This window comes from Streptomyces sp. NBC_00322, from assembly GCF_036147535.1.
GTDB lineage: Bacteria > Actinomycetota > Actinomycetes > Streptomycetales > Streptomycetaceae > Streptomyces.
On sequence record NZ_CP108019.1, the window covers coordinates 292,118 to 306,296 of the forward strand.

The 14,179-nt window shown below is 67.0% G+C and carries 13 protein-coding genes and 1 pseudogene; 9 read left to right on the forward strand and 5 right to left on the reverse strand.

All coding sequences use genetic code 11. From position 1 onward, the window contains the following. Window positions 1–20 precede the first annotated feature (20 nt). Window positions 21–1,256 (reverse strand): PTS transporter subunit EIIC, encoded by a 1,236-nt coding sequence (locus OG905_RS01235; RefSeq protein ID WP_328665636.1) that lies wholly within the window; start codon window positions 1,254–1,256, stop codon window positions 21–23. 329 nt (window positions 1,257–1,585) lie between these two features. Between OG905_RS01235 and OG905_RS01240 the strand changes: the two genes are divergently transcribed. The 7 genes from OG905_RS01240 (at window position 1,586) to OG905_RS01270 (ending at window position 6,948) form a co-directional block, all read left to right on the forward strand. After that, window positions 1,586–2,314 carry a GntR family transcriptional regulator gene (locus OG905_RS01240; protein ID WP_328665638.1) on the forward strand — a complete coding sequence of 243 codons (729 nt, stop codon included), beginning with the start codon at window positions 1,586–1,588 and terminating at the stop codon, window positions 2,312–2,314. 187 nt (window positions 2,315–2,501) lie between these two features. Continuing rightward, window positions 2,502–2,747 carry a PTS transporter subunit EIIB gene (locus OG905_RS01245; protein WP_443044048.1) on the forward strand — a complete coding sequence of 82 codons (246 nt, stop codon included), beginning with the start codon at window positions 2,502–2,504 and terminating at the stop codon, window positions 2,745–2,747. Next, entirely contained in the window at window positions 2,744–3,208 is a 465-nt protein-coding gene (locus tag OG905_RS01250) for a PTS sugar transporter subunit IIA (RefSeq protein WP_328665640.1), read from the forward strand. The genes OG905_RS01245 and OG905_RS01250 overlap by 4 nt, the downstream gene beginning before the upstream one ends. Then, window positions 3,205–3,948, forward strand: a complete 744-nt coding sequence (locus tag OG905_RS01255) for an HAD family hydrolase (protein ID WP_328665643.1) — start codon at window positions 3,205–3,207, stop codon at window positions 3,946–3,948. Before OG905_RS01250 ends, OG905_RS01255 begins: the two co-directional genes overlap by 4 nt. Further along, on the forward strand, window positions 3,945–4,964 hold the full coding sequence (locus OG905_RS01260) for a Gfo/Idh/MocA family protein (RefSeq protein WP_328665645.1): 1,020 nt from the start codon (window positions 3,945–3,947) through the stop codon (window positions 4,962–4,964). Before OG905_RS01255 ends, OG905_RS01260 begins: the two co-directional genes overlap by 4 nt. Then, on the forward strand, window positions 4,964–6,007 hold the full coding sequence (locus OG905_RS01265; protein ID WP_328665646.1) for a Gfo/Idh/MocA family protein: 1,044 nt from the start codon (window positions 4,964–4,966) through the stop codon (window positions 6,005–6,007). Before OG905_RS01260 ends, OG905_RS01265 begins: the two co-directional genes overlap by 1 nt. 185 nt (window positions 6,008–6,192) lie before the next feature. Further along, complete coding sequence (locus tag OG905_RS01270; RefSeq protein ID WP_328665648.1) at window positions 6,193–6,948, forward strand: hypothetical protein; 756 nt, start codon at window positions 6,193–6,195, stop codon at window positions 6,946–6,948. A gap of 165 nt (window positions 6,949–7,113) precedes the next feature. Here OG905_RS01270 and OG905_RS01275 read toward each other — a convergent pair whose 3' ends face one another. Further along, window positions 7,114–7,296: a hypothetical protein gene (locus tag OG905_RS01275; protein ID WP_328665650.1), complete on the reverse strand. Its 183-nt coding sequence runs from the start codon at window positions 7,294–7,296 to the stop codon at window positions 7,114–7,116. Between the two features lie 108 nt (window positions 7,297–7,404). Here OG905_RS01275 and OG905_RS01280 point away from each other — a divergent pair, with 108 nt between their 5' ends. Together OG905_RS01280 and OG905_RS01285 are read left to right on the forward strand one after the other, a co-directional pair. Then, window positions 7,405–9,030, forward strand: coding sequence for a serine/threonine-protein kinase (locus tag OG905_RS01280; protein ID WP_328665652.1), 1,626 nt, complete (start codon window positions 7,405–7,407; stop codon window positions 9,028–9,030). 63 nt (window positions 9,031–9,093) lie between these two features. Next, window positions 9,094–9,222 carry a hypothetical protein gene (locus OG905_RS01285; RefSeq protein WP_328665654.1) on the forward strand — a complete coding sequence of 43 codons (129 nt, stop codon included), beginning with the start codon at window positions 9,094–9,096 and terminating at the stop codon, window positions 9,220–9,222. 457 nt (window positions 9,223–9,679) lie between these two features. On the opposite strand, the pseudogene OG905_RS01290 reads toward OG905_RS01285, so the two are convergent. The 3 genes and pseudogenes from OG905_RS01290 to OG905_RS01300 all read right to left on the reverse strand — a co-directional run bounded on the left by OG905_RS01290 (window position 9,680) and on the right by OG905_RS01300 (window position 14,118). Further along, a pseudogene (locus tag OG905_RS01290) lies at window positions 9,680–11,306 on the reverse strand (ABC transporter substrate-binding protein). Between the two features lie 158 nt (window positions 11,307–11,464). Next, window positions 11,465–12,991 (reverse strand): sugar ABC transporter ATP-binding protein, encoded by a 1,527-nt coding sequence (locus tag OG905_RS01295; RefSeq protein WP_328665656.1) that lies wholly within the window; start codon window positions 12,989–12,991, stop codon window positions 11,465–11,467. A gap of 125 nt (window positions 12,992–13,116) precedes the next feature. Next, window positions 13,117–14,118, reverse strand: a complete 1,002-nt coding sequence (locus OG905_RS01300; protein ID WP_328665658.1) for a sugar ABC transporter substrate-binding protein — start codon at window positions 14,116–14,118, stop codon at window positions 13,117–13,119. Between the last annotated feature and the right edge of the window lie 61 nt (window positions 14,119–14,179).

Sequence of the window (14,179 nt, forward strand, 5' to 3'; positions counted from 1 at the left end):
GCTATTGAGGGACGTTGGTGTCAGGCCGCGGGTTCGGGCAGGCGTTCCTGGGTGGGATCGGGGTTCTCCTCCTCGCGGCCGGGGGTGCGCAGGTTCCAGCGGCGGATGACGAAGCGGAACAGCGTGTAGTAGATGGCGGCGTAGGCCAGGCCTATGGGAATCAGCAGCAGGGGATGGGTGGCCTTGCCCCAGTTGAGGACGTAGTCGATGAGTCCGGAGGAGAAGGTGAATCCGTGGTGGATGCCGAGGGCGTTGACCAGGGCGAGGGAGGTGCCGGTCAGCACGGCGTGTGCGAGGTAGAGGGGCCAGGCGACGAAGAGGAAGGAGAACTCGATCGGCTCGGTGATGCCGGTGAGGAAGCTGGTGAGTCCGGCCGAGAGCATGATGCCGCCGACGGCCTTGCGGTGCTCGGGTCGGGCTTCTCGCCAGATGGCCAGAGCTGCGGCCGGAAGGGCGAACATCATGATCGGGAAGAAGCCGGTCATGAAGATGCCGGCCTCCGGGTCGCCCGCGAAGAAGCGGTTCAGGTCGCCGTGGGCGCCGTTGTAGTCGCCGAGTATGAACCACACGACCGAGTTGAGGATGTGGTGTAGGCCGAGGGGGATCAGCAACTTGTTCGCGGTGCCGTAGATGCCGCCGCCGACGACGCTGTTCTTGTCGACGGCTTCGCCGACTGAGGTCAGGCCGTCGTTGAACACCGGATAGATCAGACTCATCAGAACGCCGATGACGAGAGCGGCCACCGCCGTGAGGATGGGAACGAGTCTGCGGCCGCTGAAGAAGCCCAGATAGGGCGGGAGCGTGGTGCGGTAGAAGCGCTGCCACAGCATCGCCGCCAGCAGTCCGATGACGATCCCGCCCAGGACACCGAAGTTGACCACGGCCTGCGCCCCGGCCAGGTCCTTCTGGCCCTTGAGGACGATGGGCGACATAGCCGTGAAGACGCCCTCCAGGACGAGATAACCCACCACGGCGGCCAGCGCGGTGGAACCGTCTGCCTTCTTCGCGAATCCGATAGCAATGCCGACAGCGAAGATCAGCGGCAGGTGGGTGAACAGCGCACCGCCGGCGGCGGAAATGACGTGTGCGGTGTCTTGGAGTGCGGGGAACCGGCCGAGGACGTCGTCCTGCCCCAGCCGCAGCAGGAGACCGGCGGCGGGGAGCGTGGCGATCGGCAGCATCAGGCTGCGGCCGAGTTTCTGCAGGCCCGCCAGGCCCGGGCGGCGGCCGGCGGAGGGGGATGTGCTGGGGCTCATGACGACCTCAAAGGTGTGCAGGAGGGGCGGGAGCGCAAGAGGAGCCGGGCGGGGCCCAGCCCCGGGCGACTGAAACGCACAGTGGACGTGACCGGTATCATCTGGTCATGACCAGTGCCGGTAGCATGGCCCTGCGGCCGGACGGGTGTCAATGCTTACGGCGGCCAAACATTGCAGAAACCGATCGCATCGCTGGCGAGGCTTACGCAGCCCCGACCCTGACCACGCCCCACTACCGACGGCTGAACGGTAAAGTAGACGTGTGATGCATACTGGTAATAACCAGTAGGGGAGGCTGACACCTCCCCTGGACCGAAAGTGGGGCCGCAGTGACTACACGGCAGATTGTCGGCAAGGGCATGGTGCCCAAGCACGCACAGCTCCGCGCGATCCTTGTTGACATGTGCACCAATCAGCTGTCACCGGGCGACGCACTGCCCAGTGAGCGTCAGCTGTGCCTCGACCATGGAGTCAGCCGCGTGACGGTACGCGAAGCGCTCGGCCAGCTCGTGGCCGACGGCCTGGCCGTCCGTGTCCATGGGCGCGGAACCTTCGTGGCCGAGCGGGCGCACCGCTCGGAACTCCGCCTGGCCTCATTCCATGAGGACATGCGCCGCCTCGGCCTGGAGCCGGGCACCGTCGTTCTGTCCATCGATCAGGACGCCCCATCCCCTGCCACCGCCGCAGTACTTCAGATGACCGAGAAGCAGCAGGCGTGGCACGTCCGCCGCCTCCGACTTGCCGACGGAACGCCCATCTCCATCGACGACGCGTGGTACAGCGCCGATCTCCTCCCAGAGCTGGACAGCGTGGACTTCACGGTCTCGATCTACGAAACCTTGGCCACACGCTTCGGATATCCCATCGACCGCGCGGAGCAGACAGTCGGGGCCGGGCCGGCCTCATCGGAAACGGCCGCACTGCTGGGCATCCGCACGGGCGCCGCCGTCATGACCTTCGACCGCATCGCCTACAGCGGCGATCAAGCCATTGAGCATGCGTACTCATGGTTCCGGGCCGACCGGTACCAGCTGCACATGACACTCGCCGACCGGTGATTCAGCAGCCTCGGGAACCCCCGAGGCGAGCACCCGCCTCACCCTCTTGGCTTTTTTGTCATGACCATGATCATCACCTCTTTCAGTATTGCGCAAGGGTACCCAGAGAGGTACCGTCTGGCACTGACTGGTTATTACCAGTAGGGCGAGCACTGTGCTGCGCTGCATCCACCACACGGTGATCCATATGGAGGGGCAACTCATGTCCAAGGCGCGGCTGATCGTCGAGGGGCTCGGCGGGGCGGAAAACATCGCTGACATCGAAGCCTGCATCACCAGGCTCCGCACCGAGGTAAACAACGCGGACGCCGTCGACGTCAATGCCCTCAAGAGGGCAGGAGCTCTCGGGGTCCTCGTCTCGGCCGGCGTCGTGCAGGTCGTCGTCGGCGCGGAGGCCGACTGCCTGGCTGAGGACATCAAGGAGATGCTGTGAGCCTCGCCGTCTACGCCCCCCTGTCCGGGGCCCTCACGGCGCTCGGCAAAGTCCCCGACCCGGTCTTCGCAGCTCAGATGGTGGGCTCGGGACTGGCGGTGGAACCTTCTCCTGACACCGGGCCCGTCGAGGTCGTGGCACCTGTCGCGGGCGTTGTCGTCAAACTGCATCCGCACGCGTTCGTGATTCGTACCAGCAGCGGGACAGGCGTTCTGGTGCACGTGGGCATCGACACGGTGCGGCTGAAGGGAGAAGGCTTCCGCACGCGTGTGGCGGAAGGCGAGCAGGTCGAGGCCGGCCATGCCGTGATCACCTTCGGTCCTGCCGCGGTTCGAGCACACGGCCTGTCCGCGATTTGCCCTGTCGTCGTGCTCGACTCCCAGCCCGGATCCGCGCAACCGCCCGCCGTCACCGGGCTGATCCAGGCCGGAGCACTCATGTTCAGCTGGTCCGCATCGTGACGGCCGCCGGCTTCGGCCTGACACGGAGGTCCGACCCGGCGTGCGAGGCGGTCCTCATGGACCTGGACGGCACCCTGGTGTTCAGCGAGGACGTGCACCGGCGTGCCTGGCAAGCGTTCTTCGACAGGTGGAGCGTGGCCGTCACCGACGCCGACTACGAGCAGCACTACATGGGACGACGCCCCAGCGACGTCATCGCGGGCGTGCCGGGACCCTGGACAGGGACGGACGCGGCCGCCGCTCTCGCCACCATGACCGCCTTCACGCTGGAGCATGCCGGCAGCGTGAAGGCCGTGCCTGGCGCAGCCGCTCTCATCCGGCAGCTGCGCGTGAAGTACCGCATATCCGTGGTTACCAGCGCCGGAGCCCAGTGGGCCCAGCATCTCCTCAAAGACGTCCTCGATGTGCGCGACCTGATCGACGTGATCATCACCTCCGAGGAAATCACCTGCGGCAAGCCTTCGCCCGAGGGCTATCTGAGGGCCTGCGCAGCCTTGCGGGCGCGGCCTGAACGGTGCGTCGCCTTCGAGGATTCGCCCTCGGGGATCCACGCGCTTGTCGCTGCTGGTGTGCGGGACATCGTGGGTGTCACAACCACCGCCGCCGCAGCTGATCTCACCCGCGCCGGAGCGCGCTGGACCGTCCCCGATCTCGCCCCCCGACACCTGCAGCACATTCGCAGCTCCATCGGCGCGCAGACAGTGGCCGGGGGAAGCAACGACCAGGAGGTTGACGGATGAAGAGACTCGACGTGGCCATGATCGGTGCCGGCTTTATCGCGCGGACCCATTTACCGGTCTGGATCGCCCTCGGGGCGCGAGTACGCGTCTTTTCGACCGACGGCCAGGCCGCCCGTCTTGCCGAAGAGTTCGGAATCACCGAGGCCGCAACCCTCGAAGAGGCGCTGGAGTGGGCCACGGTCGTTGACATCTGCACGCCCGCGGCCACCCATCGCGACATCGCTCTGGCCGCCTTCGAAGCGGGGGCGGAGGTGCTGTGCGAGAAACCGCTGGCGCTCGCCCCGGCGGACGCCCTGGAGATGACGTACGCCGCAGAGAAGGCAGGCCGTCAGATATACCCCGGACACGTCGTGCGGTTCTTCCCCGCCTACGTCCGGCTCCGTGACGCCATCAACTCCGGTGCGCTCGGCCGCGTTGCGGTCGCCCGCTTCGCCCGTACCGGCAGCTGTCCGAGATGGAGTTCATGGTTCGCGGACCCCGCGCTCTCCGGCGGCATCCTGACGGACCAGATGCTCCACGACATGGACATCGCCAGGTGGCTCTTCGGGGAAGTCGTCACCATTCACGCCACCCAGCGCGACCACCTCACCACCCCCGCACCCGAGGGGGGCGTGGCCGTCGGCAGTGCAACGCTCACCCACAGTTCCGGGATCATCTCCCAGATCCTGGGCGTCTGGGCACCGCCGACCACGCCGTTCCGCTACACCCTCCATGTCGCCGGTTCCAACGGAACACTCACCCACGACTCCCTCAGCCACCCCTCGCTGCGCCTCTTCGGCAAAACAGATGCGGAAGCCGACGGCTCACCCAGCGGCGACTTCGGCGAAGACCCGTTCGCCACTCAGATCCGCGAGTTCGCGACCGCGTTCCAGGGCGGCCCCGCCCCCCGTGTCAGCGCATTGGATGGTGTTGCAGCCGTCCGTATCGCCGCTGCCGCGCGCCAGTCCGCAGCGACCGGCCGGGCCGTTGAGGTCGAAGAGACGTCTCCGCAGCAGCTCAGGGAAGGAAGCCGCTGATGAAGGTCGCCGTCCTGTCCTTCGCCCACGTTCACGCCGCAACATACATCGAGCTGCTGCGCGACCGTAGCGACATCGAGCTCATCACCACCGACCCCGACGCCCCGCCCGGCGACCCGACGCGCGGCAAGGCCCTGGCCGACCAACTTGGCGTCACCTACCGGGCCGACTACGAGGAGATCTTCGCCGAGTGCCCCCGAGCCGTCATCGTCACCAGCGAGAACACCCGGCACCGGCAGCTCGTCGAACAAGCCGCCGCCGCAGGCGCACACGTCCTGTGCGAGAAGCCCATAGCCACCACTGAAGATGATGCACGCGCCATGATCGAAGCCTGTGAGGAGGCAGGGGTCAGCCTCATGACCGCATACCCCGTTCGTTTCCATCCGGCATTCACAGCACTGCGCCACGCCCTGGCCGATGGCTCCGTCGGGCCCCTTCTCAGCGTGCACGGCGTCAACAACTCCCGCCCTCCTGGCCTGGAACGGCCCTGGTTCGCCGACCCGGTCCTTGCGGGCGGCGGCGCGATCATGGACCACACCCTGCACATCGCAGACCTTCTGGACGTCCTCCTCGACGGCGAACAACCCACACAGGTCTACGCCGTGGCCAACACGCTCCTCACACCGAACAATGGGGACGCAGGCGAACCGAAGGTGGAATCCGCCGGCCTCCTCACCCTCACCTACGCCCGCGGGCTTGTCGCCACGATCGACTGCAGCTGGAGCCATCCGTCGTCCCACCCGACCTGGGGCGGCCTGACGCTCACCTGCGTAGGGAACCGCGCCCTCATCGAATTCGACGCCTTCCCACCGCTCCTCGACGGCTACGACACCACCCAAGCCACCACCCGCTGGGAGCCCGGCGCCATCGACCTCGACGCTGCCATGCTCGACAGCTTCCTCACCGCCGCCCGCACCGGCCAGCGAGCCCACCCCGACGGCGAGACCGGACTGCGCACCCTCCAAACCGCTCTGGCCGCCTACGAATCCCTGCGTACCAGCCAGCCCGTAGTCACGGCCGCTGCAGCCTGGCCCCTCCCTTAGAGCTCTCCGGCGTGGGGAGTGGAGCGTGCCGCCGGGGCCGTACGTCCAGCCCGTGTGGCCGTGGCCGGAGACGGTGTTGAAGACCTCGCTGGTGCCGTGCGCGTAGGGCCCGGCTGGCAGTGACCGTCCGGGTGGTGCCGACCCGGATATCGCGCCCGCCGCACTGCCACCCAGGCCCTCGGGCCGTGCCTGATGCGGAGCTGACCGAGCGGATCACCGCTGTCCATCTCTTCGTTTTAGGAGAACCTTTGTACCGCAACGCACGACGCGTAGGTATGTTCGTCGCGAGTCTCACCATTGGGGTAGCCCTGGCTGGCTGCGGCAGCGCCAACAGCACCAACGCGAACGCGTCCCACAACGGACAGAGCGGCAAGTGCCCCGACAAGCACACCGCGACCGTCAGGAACGAAGGCGGCTGGGACTTCGACGGCGAGGGCAAGTCCTCGACCATCGATCTCTGTGCCTCGCCCAAGCTCTACGACGGCACCGCTGTCAAGTGGGCGCCCATCAAGTCGGACATCCTGTCGCAGGCCCTCCCCCTCAACGCCAGCACGCGTGAGGACAGCGCCGACGACAGCACGCGCCAGTGTTTCACCAACTCGTCGGGGTCGCAGTGTCTACCCCAGCCGGGCGACAAGTTGCAGCTCGTCTGCAAGGCGGCGCACCCCAACGACTCGACCGAGCACTACTACGCGGTCTTGATGACCGGCAAGCTGTTCCACCCGACAACGCTGGACCAGGCGGGAGGTTCAGGCGCGCAGGCCAGCAAGACCTCGTCGGTGACCGACTTCACCAACGCCGGTGACATCCCGGTCGGCTACCTCGCGGTCAACCTCGTCAACACCAAGGCGAGTCTCCCGGCCTGCAGCAGCTCGCTGCTGCACGACCAGATGTCGCGCCGTCAGGCAGCCATGGAGCAGGGCCTGCAGATCGTCCAGTAGCGGCTCGCGGTGCACACCGCCGCTCTCCGTCCCGTATGGGATGGGGAGCGGCGGCCAAGCGGCGCAGAGTGAACAAGGCGTGGGCGACGGAGGCGAGCGTGGCGTGTTGGTGCCATCCGCCCCAGGTCAGAAGCCCAGCCGCCATGCGACATCACGGGCGGAATCTCAGTAACGCGGCTTGTTGCTGCCGCCGGCGAGGGCGCAGCCGGCCGCGAACGCCCCGACCGCGAGGGCTGCGGCGGGCGCCGACACGGCGGGTTCCAGGTCACCGAGCTGTTGGGCCTCGGTGGTGCGCATCGGGATCACGGCCAGTTCGCTGCTGGCGTTGACCTGCTTCTCACCGTCCATACTCCCTGTCCGGCGCCCTCGCAGCACTCGGCAATGCGCCGACCAGCTCGCTCGCGGAACCTGACTGAAAAGAGTGATCACATCAACACCGCCGACTCCAATAGCCACTTGAGACCGCTTCGCTCCGACGACCCGCGGGAGGTGGCCGGGTACCGGTTGCTGGCCCGGATCGGCGAGGGCGGTATGGGCTCGGTCTACCTCACGCGCACCCGCGGCAACCAGCCCGTCGCCCTCAAGGTCATCCGCCGCGAATACGCACAAGAGGGCGAGTTCCGGCGCCGCTTCCAGCAGGAGGTCAAAGCTGCGCGCAACGTGCAGGGCCACCACGTCGTTCCGGTCGTCGACCACGACACGACCGGCACCCAGCCATGGCTCGCCACCACCTACATACCGGGCCTGCCGCTCGACGAGGCACTCACCGCGTACGGACCGCTGCCACTGCCCGCGGCCCTCCAACTCATCGGCTGCGCGGCGGAGGCGCTGCGCGCGGTACACGCGTCCGGCGTAATCCACCGCGACCTGAAGCCGAGCAACATCCTGCTCGGCGCCGAAGGCCCCTGGGTGATCGACTTCGGCATCGCGCGCGCCGCAGACGCCACGCAGCTCACCCGCAGCGGCGGGCTCATCGGCACTCCGCAGTACATGTCGCCCGAGCACGCCATTGGGCAGCCCCTCACCCCCGCCACCGACATCTTCTCGCTGGGCCTGATCGCGGCGGTGGTGGCGACCGGCCGCCACCCGTACGGCGACGGCTCGGCCATCACGCTCGCCACCCAGATCGCCAACACCGAAGCGCGGCCTCCGGACCTGACCGGCTACCCGGAAGCGCTGCGGCCCGTCCTGGAACGCTCCTTGGCCGCCGACCCGGCCTCGCGCCCCGCACCCGCCGAACTGGCCGAGCTGTGCGAAGAGGCTGGCGGCCGGCAGCTGCGCGACTTCGCAGGCTGGCTCCCGGAGCCGGTCACGGCGGAGATCGCCCGCCGCGAGGAGGCCTCCCAGCAGCCGCCCGAGCCTGCGGCCACGGCTGCCCCCCACGGATACACGCCGACGTACGTGCCGCAGCCGCCGCACGACGCACCGACCCGGACGGCCGCACCCGCGCCCGTCCTCGGATCGGCCCCCGCGCCCGCGCCGGCCCGGAGCCGCCGTGCGCCGCTGGTGATCGGCGCCACCGCGATGGCCGTCGTCGTGGCGGCAGCCGCCACCTGGGCGCTCACGAGCCGCGGGAATGAGAAGAGCACCGAGGCCAGGAACGGCGCCCCGCAACCGACCGCTTCGGCGACGAAGCAGTCCCCGGCGTCGACCGCCACCGCGGCCGGGCCGGAGTCCGCCTACGAGGTGATCTTCGAGAACAAACCTTTCACGATCCGTGCCCCGACCGCGACGTATAGCCAGGTGGATCTGGATACCCCGAAGGTCGTACCCAGCGGAGCCGATGTGGGAGCGACCGAGATGGTGTACCAGGAGATGGAGAAATTCTCCTACTTGGAGTTCGAGACCCCCACCGGCACGAGCTCGGGCACGACGCCGGAGGAATGCCAGTCAGCGACCGGGGCCAGCGTTCTGCCGAACAAGATCCCCGGGAAGGACTTGGCAGAGACCTTCCCCAAGGGCACCGTGCTGTGCACCGTCACCAAGGACGGCAACCTGGCGATGCTGGAGATCACCGACGTCGTCAACCGCACCGCCCTTCCCGACTTCGTCACCGAGCTGACCCTCTGGAAGATTCCTTAGAAGACTCGTGAATATCTGGAGTTCCGGTTCCGCCGTGTGAGTGGCGGGGCCAGGCTCGTTGTGGTGACGGGGGAATGGGCCGCGGAGGCGGTCGAGCCGGATGTGTGGGAGGTCTGCCGGGAGTTGAGCCCGGCGGGCAGTGTGTTTCGCGTCCTGGCCGAGTATCGCGGCGAGGTGTTCCCGGCGTCGTGATGTGCGGATGTATCCGTCGGCGAACGGGCAGCCGAGTATGCCGCCACACTTCCTGGTCGCTGTGCCTGCCCGCTGGCCGCGCCCAGCGGGCAACCCCTGGCCCTGACCTGGAGCCGGACCAGGTGAACAGCAGGACGCGCGCGGTCTTGGTCGCCGAGCGAGGCGGTTGTCAAGGGTCCCGTGGAATTCCTGCTGACCGTCGGGGACCCACTCCTCGAAGGGGAAGGCGCCCACGCTGCACGGCCTGGCTCTCTCTCGGTGTGTCGACCTGTCTGGTGTCCCCCGCGGCTTGAACGCCGTCGCCGCCGAACTCAACGGCCGCCCACGCAAAACACTCGGCTGGGAAACCCCCGCCGAGCGGCGCCTGCATGAACTGCTCGCGGCGTGATCAACACGACCACGTGTTGCGACACCCCCTGGAATCCGCCGCCGATGCCCGGGGCCTATGGACGGTCGGTCAGCTGCCGACGCCGCGGCCAAGCTCCCACAGGCGCAGGGTGGAGGAGGAGTTCATCGCGTACTCGCTGCCCGTGATGTCGTCCCGGGTGGCGACGTACTGCTTGCCCTGCCACAGCGGGAGGATCGGTACGTCGTCGGCGACGATGTCCTGGATGTCGGTGAGGCTCGTCGACTTGAGCCGGTCTGCCTCGCGCCGGGACTTCGGGATCAGGGTGTTGATGATCTCGCCGTTCAAGTACGGCGAGTGGAGGAAGTTGTCCTTGTCGAGGAACGGCGCGAGGTAGTTGTCGGCGTCCGGGAAGTCCGGGAACCAGCCCATGTCGTAGACGTCGTAGTCGCCCTTGCGCTCGGCCAGGACGTAATTCCTCCATGGCGTGCCTTTGACGGTGACGTTGAACAGCCCGCTGACGTTGAGCTGCTTCTTCAGCACCTCGAATTCCTTGGCGGTGGCCGGGCCGTAGTGGTCGGTCGTGTAGTGCAGCGTGAGCTCCACCGGGGTGGTGATGTTCGCCTTGGCCAGCCGCTTGCGGGCCTTGGCGACGCTTGGCTCGCTGTACTTGTTGAAGAACGAGTTGGAGTGGCCGGTGATGGTGGCCGGGACGAGCGAGAACAGGGGCTGGGCCTCGGTGGCGTACACCTTGGAGACCAGCTCGCCGCGGTCGATGACCTGCGCCATGGCCTGGCGGACGGTTTTGTTCTTCACCGACGGGGCGTTGGTGTTGAACGCCAGATAGCGGATCTCCAGGCCCAGCACCTCGAACAGTTTGATGTCGCCGCCGGTGTTGTCCTGGAGCTTGCGAATCTGGCCAGGCGCCATCGTTCGGGTCGCTACGTCGATGTCACCCTTGTCGAGCGCGTTGCCCATGCTGCCGGCGTCCTTGAAGGACTCCAGCTCCACCGTGTCGTTCTTGGGTGTGAACAGGCCCTTGTAGTTGGGGTTCTTGGTGAAGGTGGCCTTCACCATCTCGTTGTTCTTCACCTCGGCCTGCATTGTGTACGGCCCGGAGCCCTCGACCTCGAAGCCGTTGCGCAGCTCTTTCTTCTCGTAGTTCTTGGGGCTGACGATGCCCGCGACCGGCGTCGACAGCTTGAACGGGAAGGTGGCGTCCGCGGTCTTGAGATGAAAGATGACGCTGTCGCCCTGCGTCTCGACGATGTCGATGTTCGACAGCAGCGCGAAGACACCACTGTCGGACTTGATGGCTCGGGCACGGTCGATGGAGAACTTCACATCGGCCGCGGTCACCGGGGCACCGTTGGAGAACTTCAGACCCTTTCGCATCTTGCAGGCGTAGCGCTCGTTGCTGGTGTCGGTGAAACCGCAGCTCTGAGCAGCCTCGGGTTGGAGCTCAACGGGTGCCGCGCGGCTGGACCATCAGTGTCTGCACGGTCTGCCGGAGGACGTTCCAGGTGCCTACGTCGTACGCGTACGCCGAGTCGAGCGGCGCGGGGGCGGCCTTGGAGGCGGTGAAGCGGTCAGTAGTACCGACGACTGTGGCGTCATCGCTGCTGGACCCGCCGCAGGCAGCGAGGACGGCGGTGAACACACCAGCGACGGCTGGCAGCACTAAAATCTTGCGGTTCTTGCTCGAGTTCTCCAGAGCTGTCAAGTCCGTGTACGGCATGCATGGGTGTTGGACGGATCTGGCTGCTGCGTGTAGCCGGAGCCTGGCTGCCCTGGGGAGCCCGCGGATGTCAAGGCCTCCGGGGCCGTACGAGTTGTCCGGGTCGCTGGAACTCCTAGCGGGTCATGGTCCGTTGGTACCGCAGGGCGAGGAGTTGGTCAGGCGCGTTGCTGCGACGAACCTGAGGAGATGAGCCGAACAAGCTCCTCGTGGGTGACGTCGGCCGAGGTGCCCTGCCAGACGGTTCGTCCTTGCCGTAGGACGTGGAAGCGGTCGCCGAGCGCGTACAGCTCTTCCAAATCGTCCGAGACGACGAGGACGGCGGCGCCGGCGTCCGCGCGCTCGCGCAGCAGACGGTGGATCTGTGCTTTTGTGCCGATGTCGACGCCGGCGGTGGGCTGGTCGATGACGAGCACGTCGGGATCGGCGGCGAACGTCTTGCCGAGGACGACCTTCTGCTGGTTGCCGCCGCTGAGTGTCGCGGCGTTGGCGTCGATGTTGCCCGGGGAGATTTCCAGGTCCTCGACGAGACGGGTGCTCAGGCTCCTGACCGTGCCCCGTGCTACGACGCCCCAGCGGCCCAGTCGGCGGTGCATGGCCATGAGGCACAGATTCCACGCCAGGGGTGCGGACAGGCTCAGTCCTTGGTGTTTGCGGTCCTCCGGTATGAGTGCCACGCCATGGGCGATGGCCCGGCGCGGGGTTGTGAAGGCCACCTGGTTGCCGCGGAGGCGAAGGCGTCCGCTCGTGGGCTTTTCGGCACCGCTGAGCACTCTGCAGAGCCTGGTCCGGCCGGAGCCGACGAGGCCGGCCACGCCCATGATCTCGCCCGCGCGCAGGCTGATGGTGACGTCGCGAAGGCGGGGTCCGCAGCTGACCGACTCCGCTTCCAGGACGACGGGCTGCTGGTCGTCGGCGTGGTGGGAGGCGACTTCTTCGTCCAAGGTCTGTTTGAATTTCTCCCCCAGCATCAGCTCGGCCATTTGGACCACCGACAGCGATTTTGTCGGCTCCGACGCGATGGCCTTGCCGTTGCGCATCACCGTGAGCCAGTCGGTCGCTTCCCGGACCTCCTCGAGGAAGTGGGAGATGAACACCAGCCCCACGCCGCGGTCGGCCAGTTCGCGTACGACGCGGAACAGGGACTGCCGTTCGGCCTCGGACAGGCGGGCGGTCGGCTCGTCCATGACGAGTACCTTCACATCGTCCGCGAGGGCTTTCACGATCTCGATGCGTTGCCGGATGGCCGGGCTGAGTGTGCCGACGCTCGCGTCGAGGCTCTCGCCGATCTCGATGCCGACTTGCTCGACCAGTGCCTCGGCCCGGCTGTGGACTGCCCGCCGGCTGTAGCGCCACCGTCCGGGCTCCTGTCCGAGAAGGAGGTTCTCGGCGATGGTCATCTCGGACACCAGACTGAACTCCTGGTGGATGACAGCGATTCCCTCCGCTCTGGAATGCCGCGGGCTGCCAAGCGTCGCACGCTTGCCGTCGAGGGTAATCACGCCGCCGTGGTCCGGGTACAGACCGGCCAGTGTCTTCACCAGGGTCGACTTTCCGGCACCGTTCTGTCCGATGAGTCCGTGGACCTGTCCGGCGCGCACCTGGAAGTCGACGTGATCGAGCACCACGACAGGACCGAACCGTTTGGTTACGCCCGAGAGCTGGAGCCTGATGTCGCTGGGCATGGGCACTTTCCTCTGTATGCGTTGGCGGGTCTGAAGTGGGCGGAGATTCTGTGTTGGCCGGTGGGGCGGGGAGGCCCGCCCTGCGCGCCGGCGGTACGTGGTGTCAGGCGCGCAGGGCAATCAGGTCAGCCGCTCCACTCAGCGGGGTTGGTGTCCACGTTGTCCTTGGTGATCGGGGGCAGCGGGATGTAGTAGTTGGGCTGCTTGACCTTGTCCTTCTGGCCGGTCAGCCAGTAATTGGCGTACTGGGCACCGAGCTTGCCTTCCAGGACGGGACTCTGGTTGACGGTGCCGTAAAGGTCGCCGGACTTGATGGCGGCCTCGACCTGCTTGGAGTAGTCGCCGGCAATGAAGCGGATCTCGTTGCGCCCGATCTTGCGTGCGTACTGGGCCCCGACGTACATCTGGGGGCCTTGGGCGACGATCGCATCCAGCTTCCCCTTGGGGTACTTCGAGAGGAGGTCCTGGGTCACGGACAGGTTTTCGCTGTTCTTGAAGTTGTCGACCGGGGTGGCGACGATCTTGATGTTGGGGTGATTCTTGAGAACGTCCTTGATGCCCTTGAGCCGCTCGACCTGCGGGGTGGAGCCGAGGGTTCCGAGCGTGACTGCGATCTTCCCGCCCTTGGGAAGCGCCTGGACGATGAGCTTGCCCTCACCTTGTCCAAACTGGCGGTCCGAGGCCCCGATGTACGTCACCAGATCGGCGCCGGGGCTGAGTTGGGCGTTGAGCGCCATCACCGGGATGCCGGCGCGGTTGGCCTGCTTGATGGCGGGGAGGACGGCGGTCGGGCTGGAGGAGCACACCAGGATCAGGTCCACACGGCGGGCCACCAGCGTCTGCACGTTGGCGGCCTGCTTGGCGTTGTCGAGTCCGCCGTTGAGGGTGATGGTCTTCATGCCGAGCCGCTTCGCCTCGGCCTCGAAGGCGGAGTTCATGGAGGCGAGGAAGGGGATCGTGGTGTCGGCGTTGGCAAGACCGATGGTGAAGGTCTTGCCCTTGCCGCCGGCGGTGCTGCTGCTGTCGGCGTCGCCGCAGGCGGCGGTGAGCACAGTCAGCGACACGATGGCAGTCGCGGCGGCCAGGCCACGTCTGAAGGTGCGGCGGGCGGGGATGGATGCGGACATGGTGCTCCCTTGGGGCGTGTCGTGCGGAAGTCCGCGGAGGACTTGGTTGGGTGCGGATTTG

Bases quoted from the DNA above. Each gene is read 5' to 3' on its own strand.
- OG905_RS01235 (WP_328665636.1), bottom strand. From the start codon at position 1,256: ATGAGCCCCAGCACATCCCCCTCCGCCGGCCGCCGCCCGGGCCTGGCG.
- OG905_RS01245 (WP_443044048.1), top strand. From the start codon at position 2,502: ATGGAGGGGCAACTCATGTCCAAGGCGCGGCTGATCGTCGAGGGGCTC.
- OG905_RS01260 (WP_328665645.1), top strand. From the start codon at position 3,945: ATGAAGAGACTCGACGTGGCCATGATCGGTGCCGGCTTTATCGCGCGG.
- OG905_RS01265 (WP_328665646.1), top strand. From the start codon at position 4,964: ATGAAGGTCGCCGTCCTGTCCTTCGCCCACGTTCACGCCGCAACATAC.
- OG905_RS01275 (WP_328665650.1), bottom strand. From the start codon at position 7,296: ATGGACGGTGAGAAGCAGGTCAACGCCAGCAGCGAACTGGCCGTGATC.
- OG905_RS01295 (WP_328665656.1), bottom strand. From the start codon at position 12,991: ATGCCCAGCGACATCAGGCTCCAGCTCTCGGGCGTAACCAAACGGTTC.
- OG905_RS01300 (WP_328665658.1), bottom strand. From the start codon at position 14,118: ATGTCCGCATCCATCCCCGCCCGCCGCACCTTCAGACGTGGCCTGGCC.